The 17,306-nt window shown below is 51.2% G+C and carries 14 protein-coding genes; 7 read left to right on the top strand and 7 right to left on the bottom strand.

The annotated features are described in order from the left end of the window. Nucleotides 1-4: 4 nt before the first annotated feature. From EC843_RS14495 to ascB, 4 genes are all read left to right on the top strand, one after another. Nucleotides 5-1,189, top strand: coding sequence for an alpha/beta hydrolase-fold protein (locus EC843_RS14495; RefSeq protein WP_133522457.1), 1,185 nt, complete (start codon nt 5-7; stop codon nt 1,187-1,189). A 153-nt stretch (nt 1,190-1,342) separates the two neighbouring features. After that, nucleotides 1,343-2,182 carry a transcriptional antiterminator BglG gene (gene bglG, locus EC843_RS14500; RefSeq protein WP_064548455.1) on the top strand — a complete coding sequence of 280 codons (840 nt, stop codon included), beginning with the start codon at nt 1,343-1,345 and terminating at the stop codon, nt 2,180-2,182. Nucleotides 2,183-2,350: 168 nt separating this feature from the next. Continuing rightward, nucleotides 2,351-4,213 carry a PTS beta-glucoside transporter subunit IIABC gene (gene bglF, locus EC843_RS14505; protein ID WP_133522458.1) on the top strand — a complete coding sequence of 621 codons (1,863 nt, stop codon included), beginning with the start codon at nt 2,351-2,353 and terminating at the stop codon, nt 4,211-4,213. A gap of 31 nt (nt 4,214-4,244) precedes the next feature. Then, the gene (gene ascB, locus EC843_RS14510; RefSeq protein WP_133522459.1) at nt 4,245-5,639 is read left to right on the top strand and encodes a 6-phospho-beta-glucosidase; all 1,395 of its coding nucleotides are present in this window, start codon (nt 4,245-4,247) and stop codon (nt 5,637-5,639) included. Nucleotides 5,640-6,452: 813 nt separating this feature from the next. On the opposite strand, the gene EC843_RS14520 is transcribed toward ascB, so the two are convergent. From EC843_RS14520 to EC843_RS14545, 6 genes are all read right to left on the bottom strand, one after another. Continuing rightward, complete coding sequence (locus EC843_RS14520) at nt 6,453-7,367, bottom strand: LysR family transcriptional regulator (RefSeq protein ID WP_133522461.1); 915 nt, start codon at nt 7,365-7,367, stop codon at nt 6,453-6,455. Between the two features lie 96 nt (nt 7,368-7,463). After that, the gene (yohP, locus tag EC843_RS25010) at nt 7,464-7,547 is read right to left on the bottom strand and encodes a small membrane protein YohP (protein ID WP_072011146.1); all 84 of its coding nucleotides are present in this window, start codon (nt 7,545-7,547) and stop codon (nt 7,464-7,466) included. Between the two features lie 107 nt (nt 7,548-7,654). Further along, a complete protein-coding gene (locus EC843_RS14530; protein ID WP_064548447.1) occupies nt 7,655-8,392 on the bottom strand; it encodes a class I SAM-dependent methyltransferase in 738 nt (245 codons plus the stop codon). 99 nt (nt 8,393-8,491) lie between these two features. After that, nucleotides 8,492-10,075, bottom strand: a complete 1,584-nt coding sequence (locus EC843_RS14535) for a carbohydrate porin (RefSeq protein WP_121813998.1) — start codon at nt 10,073-10,075, stop codon at nt 8,492-8,494. 51 nt (nt 10,076-10,126) lie between these two features. After that, entirely contained in the window at nt 10,127-11,506 is a 1,380-nt protein-coding gene (locus EC843_RS14540) for a glycoside-pentoside-hexuronide (GPH):cation symporter (protein ID WP_133522462.1), read from the bottom strand. A 24-nt stretch (nt 11,507-11,530) separates the two neighbouring features. Then, nucleotides 11,531-13,105: a family 78 glycoside hydrolase catalytic domain gene (locus EC843_RS14545; protein ID WP_133522463.1), complete on the bottom strand. Its 1,575-nt coding sequence runs from the start codon at nt 13,103-13,105 to the stop codon at nt 11,531-11,533. A 209-nt stretch (nt 13,106-13,314) separates the two neighbouring features. Between EC843_RS14545 and EC843_RS14550 the strand changes: the two genes are divergently transcribed. The 3 genes from EC843_RS14550 to EC843_RS14560 all read left to right on the top strand — a co-directional run bounded on the left by EC843_RS14550 (nt 13,315) and on the right by EC843_RS14560 (nt 16,676). Continuing rightward, nucleotides 13,315-14,142, top strand: a complete 828-nt coding sequence (locus tag EC843_RS14550; RefSeq protein ID WP_121813995.1) for a helix-turn-helix domain-containing protein — start codon at nt 13,315-13,317, stop codon at nt 14,140-14,142. 187 nt (nt 14,143-14,329) lie between these two features. Then, nucleotides 14,330-15,775, top strand: coding sequence for a multidrug resistance outer membrane protein MdtQ (gene mdtQ / locus EC843_RS14555; RefSeq protein WP_133522464.1), 1,446 nt, complete (start codon nt 14,330-14,332; stop codon nt 15,773-15,775). Between the two features lie 127 nt (nt 15,776-15,902). Further along, nucleotides 15,903-16,676, top strand: coding sequence for an SDR family oxidoreductase (locus EC843_RS14560; protein ID WP_064548442.1), 774 nt, complete (start codon nt 15,903-15,905; stop codon nt 16,674-16,676). On the opposite strand, the gene EC843_RS14565 is transcribed toward EC843_RS14560, so the two are convergent. Continuing rightward, a complete protein-coding gene (locus EC843_RS14565) occupies nt 16,673-17,242 on the bottom strand; it encodes a DedA family protein (protein ID WP_064548440.1) in 570 nt (189 codons plus the stop codon). The two genes, EC843_RS14560 and EC843_RS14565, sit on opposite strands and share 4 nt — an antisense overlap. Nucleotides 17,243-17,306 lie beyond the last annotated feature (64 nt).

A 17,306-nucleotide genomic window follows, 5' to 3' on the forward strand; every position in this document is an offset into this window, starting at 1 on the left:
TATGATGAAAATTAAACTGCATTATTTATCGTTAGTTATCGTGAGTCTGCTGGGCATACCCGCAACTCAGGCGGCCACGTTACCTTCTTCGCCTGCGGCAACCGTGCCCGTTAGCCAATACATCACTGGCCTGAATAATGATAACTCAGTAACGTTTCGCTTGTTTGCACCTGGCGCAAAACGCGTTTCGGTCGTTACCGGCAGCACACCAGAAAGCCAGCAGTCCCACGAGATGACGCGCGACGAAAGTGGTATTTGGTCCTGGGCTAGCGCAACGCTTAAGCCAAACCTCTACGAATACTATTTTGATGTGGATGGCTTTCGCAGCATTGACACGGGCAGTCGCTTCACCAAGCCTCAACGCCAGGTAAACACTAGCTTGATTCTTGTTCCAGGCAGTATTTTAGATGAGCGCGCGGTTCCGCACGGGGAACTGAGAACGCTGGCGTACCACTCGAAGGCATTGCAGGCCGAACGCCAGGTCTATGTCTGGACGCCACCGGGCTACAAGCCAGGTGGTGAGCCGCTGCCGGTGCTCTATTTCTACCATGGTTTTGGCGATACCGGCCTGTCGGCTATTACGCAGGGGCGCATTCCACAAATCATGGATAACCTGCTGGCTGAAGGCAAAATCAAGCCCATGCTGGTCGTGGTGCCGGATACCGAAACCGACATCCAGCTGGCGGTGGCGGAAAACTTCCCGCCAGTTGAACGCCGCAAAAATTTCTACCCGCTCAATGCCGCTGCTGCGGACAAAGAGTTGATGCAGGACATTATTCCGCTTATCGACAGCCGCTTTACTACGCGCAAAGACGCGGCGGGCAGGGCGTTAGCGGGTTTATCGCAAGGCGGTTACCAGGCACTGGTTTCAGGAATGAGCCATCTGGATAGCTTTGGCTGGCTGGCAACGTTTAGCGGTGTTAGCACCACAACCGTGCCAAACGAGGCTGTTTCACGTCAACTTGCCCAACCGCAGGCTATCAACAAGCAGTTACATAACTTCACCTTAGTGGTCGGTGAAAAAGACGGGGTAACGGGCAAAGATATCGCCGGTTTGAAAAGCCAGCTTGAACAGCAAGGGGTGAAGTTTACTTATAAACAATATCCTGGGCTGGGGCACGAGATGGACGTCTGGCGGCCTGCGTATGCGGAATTTGTGCAGCAGCTATTTGTTACCCCGCAGCGGTAAACTCGCGACAGCCGTCACGCTTTGCTGTTTGTGGCATTGAGAGGCGAAACGAAACTGGTACAGTGGCCGGACTGGATTGTTACTGCTTTTGCAGGCAAAACCTGATTTTCTGGCCTGTGCCGGAGGTCAGGTTTTTTTGTTTCTGGGGTTTCTATGAAGATCGCCAAAATACTCAATAACAACGTAGTGGTGATTCTGGACGAACACGGACGTGAACAAGTGGTGATGGGCCGCGGTCTTGGCTTCCAGAAACAGGTGGGTGAACCGCTTGAAAAGGAGAAAATCGAGAAGGTTTTTGCCCTGCAAAGCGATGAGCTGGTGGCGCGTTTAGGCGAACTGTTAAGCCAAATCCCGCTGGAAGTGATGACCACCTGCGACCGTATTATCGAGCTTTCGCGCCAGCGTTTAGGCAAGTTGCAAGACAGTTTGTATATCACGCTGACCGATCACTGCCACTTTGCTATTGAGCGGCAAAAGAAAGGGATGGCGATTCGCAATGTGCTGTTGTGGGAGATAAAACGTCTCTATCCCAAAGAGTTTTTGCTCGGTCAGGAAGCACTGGCAATCATCGATAAACGCCTTAATGTTCAACTGGCGGAAGATGAAGCCGGGTTTATTGCGCTGCATTTGGTTACGGCGCAACTGAACAGTGAAATGCCTGAGGTGATGCATGTCACCCGCGTGATGCAGGAAATATTGCAGATCGTGAAGTACCAGCTACGCTTTGAGTACGATGAAGATAGCTTGAGTTATCAGCGCTTTGTCACACACTTGAAATTTTTCGCCCAACGTATGCTGAGCCGCAACGTGGTGGCCGATGATGATGCAACGCTGCATGCTGCGGTGAAAGATAATTATCCTCGCGCCTGGAAATGTGCTGAAAAGATTAGCCACCATTTGGTGACGGAATATCAGCGTGAGCTGACGACCGAGGAAATTATGTTTCTCGCCATTCACATTGAGCGAGTCCGTAAAGAGAGTCTTAAAGTTTAAGTATCACGCGTCGCAAGGCGTGCAATTAAAAAATGGATTGTTACTGCCGCGATTGCGGCAGGCAAAACCTGAGCACTGGTTTCCTTAACGGGAAGCGAGTCTCAGGTTTTTTTTTGAAACTTACTCATGCCACACAGCGCCCGAGGGCGAAAAGTGAAAGGAAGAATCATGGCGTATCAAGAAGTTGCGAAGGATATTCTGGCCCATGTCGGTGGGCGCGAGAATATTGCGAGCCTGGTGCATTGCGCCACGCGGCTGCGTTTTAAGCTCAAAAACCATAAAAATGCTGATGCCGAAGCGCTGAAAAAAAATCCTGGCGTGATCATGGTGGTGGAAAGCGGTGGTCAGTTCCAGGTGGTGATTGGCAACCATGTACACGATGTGTACAACGCGGTTCGCGCCGCCGCAGGGCTCACGGATGAGAGCGAACCCTCGCTGCAAGTCACGGGGGAGAAAGCCAGTATCTTCGGGAAATTGATTGATATTGTCTCGGCGATATTTACCCCGTTCCTCGGTGTGATGGCAGCCTCCGGTATTTTGAAAGGTGTGCTGGCGCTGGCGGTAGTTTGCGGCTGGCTTTCGACGGATAGCGGCACTTATAAGCTTTGGTTTGCGGCGAGTGATGCGCTGTTCTACTTCTTCCCGCTGGTGCTGGGTTACACCGCCGGTAAGAAATTCGGCGGCAATCCGTTTCTTACCATGGCGATTGGCGGCGCTCTGACGCATCCGGTGGTGCTGCAAGCGTTTGAGGCAACCAGCCAGGTTGGTGCGGTTCACGAGAATTTCCTTGGCATACCGATAACCTTTATTAACTACAGTTCATCAGTCATCCCGATTATTTTTGCCGCGTGGGTGAGTTGCTGGCTGGAGAAGCAGTTCAACAAACGGCTGCCATCTGCGGTGCGTAATTTCTTTACGCCGTTGTTTTGCCTTGCCATCACCGTTCCACTGACATTTTTGCTGATTGGCCCGGCGGCGACCTGGCTGAGCCAGAGTCTGGCCCATGGTTATCAGGCAATTTATACCTTTGCACCGTGGCTGGCGGGCGGATTCATGGGGGCTGTCTGGCAGATTTGCGTCATCTTCGGCCTGCACTGGGGTTTAGTCCCACTGATGATCAACAATTTGAGCGTACTGGGATACGACACGATGGTGCCTTTGTTACTGCCTGCGGTGATGGGGCAGGTGGGCGCGACGCTGGGCGTGTTACTGCGTACTCGTGATAAGAAGCTGAAAGTGCTGGCGGGATCGGCAGTCACCGCGGGGATCTTCGGCATCACCGAACCTGCGGTCTACGGGGTGACGCTGCCAAACCGTCGTCCATTCATCTTTGGCTGCGTTGCGGGCGCGGTGGGTGGTGTGATTGTCGGTTACTGCCAGACCAGCGTATTTTCATTCGGCCTGGTTAGCGTGTTCACGTTTTCGCAGATTATTCCGTCAACTGGGGTCGATATGTCGGTGTGGGGGGCGATTCTGGGGACCGGACTGGCATTTACCCTGGCGTGTGTTACGACCTTTATCGCAGGGCTGCCGCGCAGTGAAGTGGCGACAGAAACCGTTATTGTCCAGCCAACAGAAAACGACATTCTTGCACCGATGAGTGGCACGGTACTGGCGATGGATCAGGTGCCTGATTCCACTTTCGCCAGCGGTTTACTCGGTGAGGGGGCGGCGATAATTCCGCTGACCGGTAGGGTCATCGCCCCGTTCCACGGCGAAGTCGCCTCGCTGTTCCAGACGCGCCACGCCATTGGTTTACTCAGCGATAGCGGGATAGAAGTGCTGATTCATATCGGCATTGATACGGTAAAACTCAATGGTCAGCACTTCACAACCCATGTGAAAGTGGGGGACAAAATTAAGCCTGGCGATTTGCTAATTGAGTTCGACCGCCAGGCCATTCTGGATGCGGGCTACGATCTGTCCACGCCAGTGATTATCAGCAATAGCGACGAATACACTGCGGTTACGCGTTTCACCAATGAACTTTCCATTGAATCAGGTATGCCATTCCTGACGGTAAGCCGCTAACCCATTAATTTTTGTAAAAAAGGAGAACCAGATGAAAGCATTTCCTGAGACATTTTTGTGGGGTGGAGCGATTGCCGCAAACCAGGTTGAAGGTGCATGGCGTGAAGACGGGAAGGGGGTTTCCACTTCCGACGTTCAGCCGAATGGGGTGTTAAGCCCAACGGTTGATCGCCAGCCTGGAGATTTTGGCATTAAAGACGTCGCCATCGATTTTTACCACCGCTACCCGGAAGACATTGCGTTGTTTGCGGAGATGGGGTTTAGCTGCCTGCGCGTGTCCATTGCCTGGACAAGAATCTTCCCGAACGGGGACGAAACTCAGCCTAATGAAGCGGGTCTTGCATACTATGACCGTCTGTTTGATGAGCTGGCGAAACACAACATCACGCCAATGGTGACGCTGTCTCACTACGAAATGCCGTGGGGTCTGGTGAAAAACTATGGTGGATGGGGCAACCGTGATGTGATCACCTTCTTTGACCGCTACGCCCGCAGTGTTTTCACTCGTTTTAAAAACAAAGTGAAATTGTGGCTGACGTTCAATGAAATTAACATGGCACTTCACGCGCCAATGACAGGTGTCGGGTTACCTGAAGAGAGCACTAAAGCAGAGATTTACCAGGCCATTCATCACCAGTTAGTCGCTAGTGCGCTGGCGGTAAAAGCCTGCCACGAAATCATTCCTGATGCGCGTATCGGCAACATGCTGCTGGGCGGCCTGGTGTATCCGTTGAGCTGCAAGCCAGAAGACGTGTTGGAAACCATGCAGGAAAACCGCAACTGGTTGTTCTTTGGCGATGTGCAATGTCGCGGTGAATATCCGGGTTATATGCTGCGCTATTTCCGTGACAACGGCATCAAGCTGGAAATCTCTGACAGCGACCGCGAAGCGCTGAAAGCGACCGTCGACTTCATCTCGTTCAGCTATTACATGACCGGTTGTGTCACTGCGGATGAAGAACTGAATGCCAGGGCACGCGGCAACATTCTGAATATGGTGCCAAACCCGCACCTGGCGAGTTCCGAATGGGGCTGGCAAATCGACCCAATCGGCCTGCGTATTTTGCTCAATAAGCTGTGGGATCGTTATCAAAAGCCGTTGTTTATTGTTGAAAACGGTTTAGGTGCTAAAGACAAACTTGAAGCAGACGGCACGGTACATGACGACTACCGCATCAGCTATCTCAACGACCACTTAGTGCAAGTGCGCGAAGCTATTGAAGATGGCGTTGAGGTGTTGGGCTACACCTGTTGGGGGCCGATTGATCTGGTGAGCGCCTCGAAAGCCGAACTTTCTAAGCGTTACGGCTTTATCTACGTGGATCGTGACGATCAAGGGAATGGCACGCTTGCCCGTTCACGCAAGAAAAGTTTTAGCTGGTATAAAGAAGTGATTGCGACAAATGGGGCCAGCCTGAAGGCGTGATTTGACGGCACCCTCACCCTAGCCCTCTCCTGGGGCTGTCTCTTAGTCACATCTGCGTGAGTCGGGAGACAGTTCCGTTCACCCGATGTTCAGTGTTTCACATAGCCACTGAACCGGTGAACGTCTTAGGGTGGCCACCGTCGCGACCCTAAGAACCCGGACTCCCGGCAAATAAATCGCCGCAAGCGGTAAACCTCCATTTTGCCTCCGTGTCAGGGTCGGTTGCGATTCGTTTATTCGGCACATCCGTGTGCCGAACCACTTCGTGGCCAACGCAAGCGTTGTTCAAAAATGTTCCTGACATTTTTGTCGGACGATCGCGCCCTCCAGCCGTTCCCGACGGCTGGACCCTGCCACCAGGAGTCAAAATGGAGGCGATTTAAGCCGGACCCGAAAGTCAAAGTCAAAAGACAGAGCGGTTTTGACCTTGTTCCCGGTTTCAATCGCACCGTTTTTTACCCTTCAGTCGGGGTCACGTGGCCGGGAGCCGCGTGAGAGAGCGATCGCCGGGAGCGAGTCGCGAACGACCCCGAATGTTGGGTGAAAAACGGTGTTTACCGCTTTAGCGGCGATTGATTTGCCGGGCGCCTGGATTATCAAGGGGTTGGCGTAAACCCCTTGATACGTTAACCGTTTGCGGGAATTACAGAGATAACTGAGCACACGGGTGAACGGAAAACCTGCGAGGCTAACAGATCTTACCCTGACAAAATTGCCAGGGTGAGTTGTGTATAAGAGACAGCCCTCAGGAGAGGGAACAGATCGAGTATTTCCCCCCTCTCCCAGAGGGAGAGGGCCGGGGTGAGGGTGGTTCTAACCCACTAACCGCTTAATAAACCCGCGTACCCACATCAGCGCCGCATCACTGTTATGGCGCTGATGCCACAACAATGCCACTTCAAACGGTGCCATTTCCAGCGGGACGGGGCTGCTGTGTAATCCCCAAACTTGCTGCCAGTTTTCACACAAACCCTGCGGCACCGTCGCAAGCATTGGCATCATGCTTAACAAACCCGGCAACGCGGAAAAATGCGGTGTGGTGTAACTAATTTCTCGCTTCAGTCCTTGCCTGGCTAACAGCATATCAATATGGCTGCTGATGGCTTCACGGTAACTCAGCTGGACGTGCGGTTGTGCGGCATAGGTTTGCACAGACATCGGAGCTTCGGGTTGTAACTGAGCAGGATGCCAGAGCGCGACAAACTCCATTTTGGTCAGCAGTTCACGCTCCATCCAACGGGCAGATTGATTCGCCACGCTGATAACCATATCCAGTTCGCCACCTTCAAGGCGTTGTGCATCGGTAAACGGGTCGCTGGCCACCACATTCAGACGCACACCAGGAGCCTGTTCACGCAATACTGGCACCAGTTGCGGCATCAGCCACATCTCCATCCAGTCAGACATACCGATGGTGACCGTCGCTTTGGCGTGAGCCGGGTTGAATTCTGCCTGCTGGAACAACGCACTTTGCAACTGTTCAAGCAGTGGCATCAGCTCGCTGTGCAGTTCAGTGGCACGGGCCGTGGGCTGCATACGGTGACCGCTGCGAATAAACAACGGGTCGTCAAACATTTCACGCAGACGAGCAAGTGAACCACTTACCGCAGGTTGGCCGAGATGGAGTTTATCCGCCGCCAGAGACACGCTTTGCTCACGGAATAAAACCGCAAAGGCAATCAACAAGTTTAGGTCTATTTTGCGGAAATCACTTTCTTTGATAGTCATTCTTTCTCCAATCAATTGGAGTGATAATAAAACTTCGACAGTGCTGCCCGCAAGCTGAAAAAAGAAAAGGGCACCAATAAATGGCACCCATTGTCATCAAAAAATCATTTTAAACACGCCCGTTACGACCAGTAAACCAATAATAAAAATAATCAAAATGGCCCATAGAATAATTTTCATCTCAACACCCCATCTTATGGCTAGTGTCTAAACAGTATAGGCAAGGATGCTGGCCACTGAGGGAAGTCGCCTCCCGGTAAACGGAAATTGAGACAAATCGAAGATCTTTAGATAAGCGGTTTCCGTGCCGCAAGCAGGAAAATCATCGGGCGTTCTTTTTCTTCATCAAGCGCCGGGTTCTGCGCGATTTGTTCAGCGTCTGGTCCCCATTCATCAAGCTTTTCGATAACAAAACCGCTGGCAATAAGCGCGTTAATCCAGCTCGAAAGTTTGCGATGCTGTTTCTTCACACCGTCGGCAAACCAGTTACTGATCCGCACACCTTCCTGCTGATAATGATTCACCGGCCAGGATTTTTGCCCGGTCTGATCGGTCATCCAGCCTTGTTGCAACGCGGCGGTATAAATCGGATGCTCTGCCGAAAACACCAGCATACCACCGGGAACCAGCGCCTGATAAAGCGTGGCGAAAAGTGCCGGAATGTTTTCCAGATAATGCAGCGCCAGCGAGCTGTAAAACAGGTCGATGTTTTGCGCTGCTAACTGCAACTTCTCGAGATCTTCACGGCGATAAACAATCCCTGTGTCTGACGTCATCTGTTGGGCTTTTTCCAGCATTTTCAGCGAGACATCCAGCCCGACAACTTGCGCGGCACCCTGGTCACGTGCGTAGCGGCAAAACCAACCGTATCCGCAGCCTAAGTCCACCACCGTTTTACCTTGTAACGGTGGTAAAAATGTTTTCATGGTTGCCCATTCCGGTGCGCCATCTAACCCTTTAATGGAACGGTCGAGAGTGGCGTATCCTTCAAAAAATGCCGGGTTATCATAGATATTTTGTGTCATTGCAACTCCTGTTCGCAAAGCCGTGATTGGCAGAAGAAGTCTAATGAAGTTATTAGCCTGGGGAAAGAGTTCCCCAGGCTGAGGGTGGCGCTTTACCTGTCAGAACCAAATTTCCGACTGTACGCCGAAGTTCCAGTTCCCGCCTGCGGTGAAGCCCGTGCTGCCGAAATCATCATTGATGGCATAATGATCCAGCTCTTTTGACCAGTTCATATACGTGGCAAAGAAGCGAATTTCTGGGCGTGCTTTAATATCGAAGACATTGCCGACTTTAAAGGTGGGTGCGAAGGTCAGCTTGTAGAAATCCCCTTTTACCGCCTGATAGTTATAGGTTGATCCGTCCGAGGTGTAGCTTCGGCCATTCGGATCTAAATCCATATATTGCCAGGAGGCCTCATAAAGCAGGGCGAAGTTTTGTGTAATGGCCTGTGAAGCGCGCAGGTTAAAGGTTGCCCAATCGTAACGATCGCCATCGCGATAACGGTCCTCACTGTGCTGGGCAATAACCGATGGAGCCAGTTCCCAGTTTTTACTCACCGGTACGATGCCGTAAGAGGCAAAGCGTAAGGATTTCGCATTCTCGGTTAAATCCCCGTCGCTACCAGGTTGGCGTGCTTCTGCACCCAAGCCACCGCCATATTGTAGCGCTGTCTCAGAAACACCCGGGGCCAAGCCATAGAACCTGGATTTATCATGGTAGGCCAACATCGCGTAATAGCCATTTTTGGCGGTATTATCGCTGCGCAAAGCGTAGCTTCCGGTGGTTGAGGTGTTGTCTTTTAAGTCGTCATTTCCTTGCGCTGTCATGCCGGTTAACATTAATTGCCAGTTGTTGTAGAAGTTATTGGCCGTAAACATCAGGTTCTGAATGTCATTGTCGTTGTAATTATCGCTACCGAGGTCGCCAAAATTACGCCCGTAAACGTTAAAGTCAGATTTTAATTTATCCGTCCACTGCACATCATTTATTCCTCCCCCGGTTCCACCGAGGAACATAATATCGCTATCCGTAAAGTGAATGTCGAAATTATCACGGTCAAAGCGCTTGCCTGCCCATAATATGGCGTGTTCCGCGACGCCACCGAAGCTTGCCAGATCACCCATTTCGACATAAAGCTGGCGAATATTGATATGATGGCTGTCATTATCCTGAACCCATGGGTCAGGGTTATTAGCCCCATCGGCCAACATGGTTTTGAAATGTGCCCATGAACCGTCATCAAAACTCATTTTCTTATTGAAACTTAATTCGACGTAATTATCTTTTTCATTGCCGAGGCGCCCGACATGCGCGTCGCCATTTAATGAACTTGCGGGTGAAACACCTGGTCCACCACGACCGCCTTTCCCATGCTCATTAATCAGCAGCCCTGAACGTGCGTAAGCGGAAAACTCAAAGCCATCATCACGTTTATTTTTTTCCACCGTTTCGATCTGTTGTGTTTGTTTTTCTTGTTTCTTCGTTACCTGCGCAAGCTGTTGTTCGGCGGCGATGGTGCGTTTTTCTGCTTTATCAGCCCGGAGCCTGGCTTCACTCGCTTCTCGTTCGGCCTGATTTAATCTCGACTCCAACAATGCCAGTCTTTGTTCTATTGATAAGGGTGTTGAAGCCTGAACTGAGGAGTAATAACCCAGCCCAAAAAAGGCGCAGAGGATCCCTGCGCGAATCTTTGTGATACGCATCAATTAATTCCTTGTAAAAATCAGAGGTATTTTTTTAATTAAACTTCTTGATTACATCGCACGACTCTTATTTAAATTAAAAGCAGGGTCTGAATTGGCTGCGTTAATACCAGAATCTAAATCGGCACGGATTTGTTCGTAATGGTCATCGAGGCGATAAAATTTACCTATCCAGAACATTGAGACGACAATTAACGCCGCAGGAATATAGAGATAACAGGCTTTGATCGCGAATAAAGCATCAACACTTTGTGCGTGATTAGCCACATAACCGCTGGCGGAGAGCATAATTCCGGTAATAGCGCCCGCGCCGGCCATCGCCACTTTGCCCAGGAAACCATTAATGGAGGTTAAAATTCCGGCGGTATTAATTCCGGTTTTCCAGACGCCATAATCAACAGGGTCCGCCTGCATTGAGAAATAAATCGCGGTACGTTGCCCGGCGCCGAGTGACAAAATAACTGCCCCTGCGACCAGTGCCATCACGTTTACACCGGCGAAAATCATCACTGCCATACCCGCCAGATTGATCGCAGAGGCGATAAGATAGACGTGGCGTTTTTTCATGCGTTTTGCCAGTAACGGAACCGTCAGCGTGCCCAATAATGGTACGAAAGTTGAGATCCCAGCCACCAGCGCGGTTAATTCGCTATTGCCGACGTAGTAATTAAAGAAGTACACCAGTGCACCCGTCTGGAAGAAAAAGGCTCCCCACATCAGGAAGATATTCACTGCAAAAACAAACCACGGCGGGTTATTGCGCAGGCTGACCCAGGCACGTTTTAAGGTCATCTTTTCTGAGGTGATATTGATTTTCTCTTCGACATTGCGAAAGCTAATCAGCAAAAAGAAGGTCGCAATCACGCCAAATACCATCGCGGTATATAAGAAACCGTGCTCCTGATTGCCCTGGCCCAGCGCTTTTACCAGCGGCAATGTGGCGACGGCGACAATCGTCGAACCTAGCGAGCCCAGCAAGATGCGTACCGTTGAAAGTGTGGTGCGCTCTTTGGATTCACTGGTCAGGAATGGCAGCATCGCGCAGAACGGGATGTTGACGATGGTATAGAGAAACGACAGGCACAAGTAGGTGATGAAGGCGTAAATCAGCCGGCCTGTGGTGCCAAAATCGGGTACGTAAAACGCCAGCACACACAGCAAGCCGAAAGGTACCGCACCAATCAGCAGGTAAGGGCGGCAGCGGCCCCAACGGGTGCTGGTGTTATCGATCACCAGCCCCATCAGCACATCTGCGACGCCATCCACCAGACGTGCCACAAGGAACATCAGGCCAACATAATAGGCGGGTAGCCCCATCACATCGGTATAAAAGTACATCAGGTACAACGAGATCATTTGCCACACGAGGTTGCAGGACAAGTCCGCAATGCCGTAGCCGAAGCGTTGCCGCCATACAGTAGAGGTAGACATAAGTAGGTTCTCGACGTTGTTGTTTTACAGTAGGTACTTTCTAATGAACCACGAAGGAGTGCAGCTCCAGGCGTGGCAATAGCTGTTGATGAGCTTGCTTCCATAAGGGGAAAAATCAGGCTGTAGTGGATCAAAAAGCTCCCAGAATGTATCGGCTCCGTGCTCCACCATCGCCCCCCAGTAGCGTTTGATCTCGTGGGTGGCTTGCTCTCGCTCATTCACCTGCAACAACGCCGCGACATAATGATGCATCATGTAGGGCGTGTTCATCTGAATTTCCGGTGGATGAGTTAACAGATTGGCTAACAACTGGCGTTGGCTTTCCGCCGTACCGACATCTGCCAACACCAGCCAGACCTGCGAAGCGCAGGAAATTTGTCGCGATTCACCACTGACAAAAAAGCCGCTTTGTGGATCCCAAAGTTCGCGCAGTGCCGCACTTTTCAGCGTCGTAATCTGTGCTTCAAGCCAGGTGACTTTGCTGCTGTCATAAGTTCGCGCCAGCATTAAGGCTTTGTTGAGGCAGTAGATCAGCACCCCCTGAGACGCCGCTTGCTTGTTGAGGTCTTCGTGCCAGTCAATAAATGACCACCAGTCGCTGCTGTCACGTACGATACCGTTTTCGGCGACTCGCTCCATGGCCAGTTCGATTTGCCGCCAGGCGAGCGGCCAAAGCTGCGCCAGTGTTTCGCTGTCATCAGTCACCGCGACGTACTCTTGCAGCACATCGACAAAAAACAGTGCGTAATCGAACAGGAAAGTATCGTCAGCAATGACCTGCGGCTTAACAAAAATATTCGCCGACACCATGCCATCTTCCCGCGTCATGGCAGCGAAAAGATAAAGACAGCGTTTGACCAGGGAGTAATTTTGCACCGTGACATCATTCACCAGCGCTTGCAGGCGCAAATCACCGAGCCACAAGCGGCGGTCGCGTTTTGGTCCGTCTTCAAACACGTCGTGCATGCAGTTTTTCAGGGTGTTAACGGCCACCTCATCAATGCGTTTTAACTGAAGATCCGCGGTCTTGCAGGCGGGTAGGGTGGCAAGCGACGCGGAAGTGACGGTATCGAGCTTCAGAGAGGTAAAACGCAGCTGGAATTTGCGTGACAGCGCCAGAACGTTAATGCGCAGATAGCGGCAGCAGTAACGACGTGAAAGTCGCGTATGGCCTGGCAATTCATCCAGATAACAGTCCTGTTGCTGGAGCCAGCTGCTGCTCAACCAACCGTTATATTCAGAAAAAGGCTCAACCACTTCTGCGAGCGTTTCACCAAAGATAAATTGCAGATGCGCTGGAGCATCTGGCGGGCTGCCGACCGCTTCGCAGGTAAACTCCAGGTAACCGACGCAATGCTTGCCGAAATCAATAATGACGTGCTCGCCCTGCGCGAAATCGTATTGGAAGAAATCTTCTGTGCTGTTCACGACATCCGCTCGCCAACCGTGAATTTGCTGCGCATCCGGCTGCGCGCTAATCATCGCCTGGGGGAGAACATCATGGTGATAGAGTTCAGGAATGAGTTCCTGTGCTTTGGCCAACATAGGTGGATGACGAACCATCTTTAGATGACCATTTTTCTGCAATGCCTGTGACATACCGAGCCCTTAATGATGAAGCAATGAGCCGAGTTTAGAGGGCAACGCTGTTTTTCATCTATTCTCAGGCTGCCAGTAATTGTTAGTGAATGGCATTTTCAGTGGGGTGCAGTGGTTGGTTGTCACAATTTGAAAAATCGGGATCGTTATTTAGGCCGGAGTGTTTTATTTTTCCCACAGTCCAGAGTGGTGGGTTTTGCGAGAACGTAATGATTAATAAGTTAGAAGTCAGTAAGTATTTTCCCGATGAGCAGACCAAGCTTTCTCTTTATGCCAGCGACCCGGAAGACAACAACTGCGAGCATAGCCATAGCTTTCAGGAACTGGTGATTGTTGAGGAAGGGCACGGCCTGCATGTGATTAATGGCAAGCCGATTTTTATCCAGCAGGGCGATGTGTTTTTTATTTGCGAGAACGATGTTCATTTTTACGATGAATTGGGCACCTTAAAGCTCATCAATATTTTAATTAATCCGCAGCTGGAGTTTGTTTATTTAACCGGAATAGAACAATTATTGAACCGTATTGCGGGCAACACGGCGGCAAATTACGGCTGGCTTACGCCGGAGACTAAAGCACAGTGCAAACGGCTGATTAACGACATTTTCCACCAGCAGAGTTCGGGGGCTGACAATCAGGCTTTAAAAGAGTCGCTGTTTTTTTCCTTAGTGACGCAAATCATTTATGCGCAGTCGCAGGCTGAATACAGCAATACCCGCTACAAACTGCATAAGTTACTCAGTTATTTGCAAGAAAACTGCTTTAACGAGATTGACTGGCAGCAACTGGCAAATCAGTTTCACCTGACTCAACGTACCACGTCACGGCATATTAAAGAGGTGACGGGGCTGACGCCGGAAAACTATCTGAAACGCCTGCGCCTGGTCTCGGCGCGAGTCAAGCTCAAAGAAACCGACATGACGATCACCGAAGTAGCTTTTTTGTGTGGCTTTGCCAACAGCAACCATTTCACCACCTCGTATAAGAAAGTTTTTGGCGTAACGCCGAGTGCTGAGCGCAAGCGGGTGGAAGGGTGAAGCCCTGTCAAAATTTAATCACTATAGTGATACTTGCTTGTGATATTTTTATCCTGGTAATAGTAATGCAGATAAACTAGTTTCAAATTGTATCCCTTTTTAACCATCAATGTATTGCCACTGATACCTAAACTTTTGCCTTTTGGAATGCGTAACCTGAGCGCTTTCTTTTACTCTGTGGCTAATTATGACTTCCTCACGTTTCCCTCTCGCGGCGACTGGCGTTGCGCTAATGCTCGTTTTGTCTGGCTGCGCGCCAATGCACAATGACGATGCCCCCCTTGCTCAAAAAACACCTCCACAACAGTTGGATACCAAACTTCCTCCTGAGCTGGCGCACGGTTGGCCGGGCAGTGACTGGTGGCGTGATTATCATGACAGCCAGATTAATACGCTGGTTGAACGTTCGCTGAAAGACTCGCCGGATTTGGCCGTTGTGCAGCAGCGCATCAGGCTGGCGCAGGCCCAGACGCAAATGCAGGAAGCGAGTGACGGCCCGCAAATGGATTTCTCAGCCAATATCGAGCGTCAGAAAATGTCCCAGGAAGGGGTGATGGGGCCATTTGCTCTGACTGACCCGGCGGCCGGCACCACCGGGCCTTATTACACCAACGGTAACTTTGGGCTGACGGCTAGTTGGGATCTGGATTTGTGGGGCAAAAATCGCTCGGAAGTGGAAGCGAAAGTAGGCGTCATGAGAGCGAAACAGGCTGAACTTGCCCAGGCCAAACAGGTGATTTCTGCCAATGTTGTGCGCTTATATTGGGATATGCAAACCCTGCTGGCGTTAAAAGATGTCAAACAGCAAACCCTGGCGGCACAGAAGAATATCGTTAATGTCGAAACCAATCTGTACGCTCATGGGATTAACTCGTCAGTTGACGATGTCGAATCCAATATCGATTTCGTGAAAACCCAGCAGCAGATTGATGACATCGACGGGCGCATTAATATCGCCAAATCACAACTCGCCGCGATAACCGGTGATGCGCATGCTGCTGCAAATATTAAATCTGTCCCGTTGCCTAAAGTCAGTAGCCGTGTGCCGGACCATATGGGTTATGAGCTGCTGGCTCGCCGCCCTGACCTTCAGGAAGCGCACTGGTACATCGAATCTTCGCTCAGCAGTGTCGATGCTGCCAAAGCCGCGTTTTATCCTGACGTCAACCTCAGTGCCTTCCTGCAAAATGATGCGCTTCATTTGAGTGATTTGTTCCGTGGTTCAGCCCAGCAAATGGGCGTGATTGGCGGCTTTACTCTGCCTATTTTTGACAGTGGCCGCTTGAACGCCAACCTCGATATTGTGCGCGCAGAAAGTAACTTATCCATTGCCAGCTACAACAAAGCGGTGGTTGGTGCGGTAAATGATGTTGAAAAAGCCGCCAGCCAACTGAATGCGGTTGCGGCGGAAAACGAGCATCAGCGCACCATTTTGCAAGGCACGCAAAAACTCAAAGCTCTGGCGCAGGCTCGTTACAAAGCGGGGATCATTTCTGGTGCGCGGATGAGTGCAGCGACCTTGCCGGATTTGTCTGAACAGGCAAAAGCCATCCAGCTGCACGGCCAGTGGCTTAACGCCGATGTTCAGTTGATCTCTGCTTTAGGCGGGGGGTATCAGGCAGGGAAAGCATAGCCACTGGGTTATGTCGGGGGCGCTGCGCTTGCCCGACCGGTTTCGGTTTTGTAGGGCGGATAAGCGTCAGCGTTATCCACCGTCTCCTATACTTACATCCTGGTTAAAAGATCGTCTGGAGGTGGTGATGAGCGCGGCTAACAAAGTGGCTATTGTCACAGCAGCGGATTCCGGTATTGGCAAAAAATGTGCGCTTATGCTGGCACAGCAGGGCTATGATATCGGCATCACCTGGCATTCAGACGAGCAGGGCGCACAAGACACGGCGCGTCAGGTCAACGGTTTTGGGCGGCGAGCGGAAACTGTTCAGCTTGATTTAGCCCATCTTCCCGATGGCGCAGCCGGAATTGATGAGCTGATTGAGCGTTTCGGGCGTGTGGACGCGCTGGTGAATAATGCCGGGGCGATGAGTAAAAACCCTTTCCTGGATGTCACCCTGGAGGAATGGCGCGGGCTGTTCACTGTGGATGTAGACGGCGCATTTATCTGCTCGCAGAAAGTGGTGCGCGCCATGATAGCCCAGGGCAATGGCGGGCGGATTGTGAATATTACCTCAGTTCACGAGCACACACCGCTTCCTGAAGCCTGCGCTTACACGGCAGCAAAACATGCGCTGGGCGGGTTAACCAAATCCATGGCGATGGAACTGGTGCATTATAAAATTCTGGTCAACGCTGTTGCACCCGGCGCTATTGCCACGCCGATGAACAACATGGGAGAAGGTGACGGAGTCAAAAGCAAAATTCCTGAGATCCCATTAGGGCGAGCTGGCGAAACCGAAGAAATTGCCAGTCTTGTCGCATGGTTGTGCTCTGACAGCGCCAGCTACACTACCGGACAATCGTTTATCGTCGACGGCGGATTTATGTTCGCTAACCCTCATTTCAAACCGAAAAGTTAACCTGACTTATTGTTCTCGCGGCGTTTGAACCAGTAACGCACCAGCCACACCACCGCAACTACGCCGACCAACCAAATCCAGTGCTTTATATGTTGGTCCAGGTTTTGCAGCCACGGGCCAACAACTTCGCCGCCCATATACCCCAGAGTGGTAAAAAGCGTTGCCCAAATTAATGCGCCCACGATATTGAGCGGCAAAAAGATCCGCGGAGGTAGGTGACTGGCACCTATCAAAATCGGCCCGATCACCCGGAAGCCATACATAAAGCGCGATCCGATGACAAACCAATAAGGGTGACGGTTGATAAGATCCTGCGCTTTAATGATTTTCTTTTTGTGTTTTTGAAATCGTGCAGGAATGGAACCGCGAAAACGCCTGCCAACCAGATACAGCAGTTGGTCGCCAATCATGCCGCCGAGCGCCACGGACAGAACCACTAGCGGAAATTTCAGCAACCCCTGGTGTGCTGCAATCCCCCCCAGCAGAGTTACCGTTTCCCCTTCAGCCATGCTGCCCAAAATCAAAGCGGCGTAGCCGTAATGCGCAATCAGTTGAGTAATATCCACAGTGTTAAATGTCATTCCTTGTTTTTGTACAGCCTCAGTATAGCGGTTGTGACCGTTGGAGATG

Origin of the sequence: Buttiauxella sp. JUb87, assembly GCF_004361975.1 — a bacterium.
GTDB lineage: Bacteria > Pseudomonadota > Gammaproteobacteria > Enterobacterales > Enterobacteriaceae > Buttiauxella > Buttiauxella ferragutiae.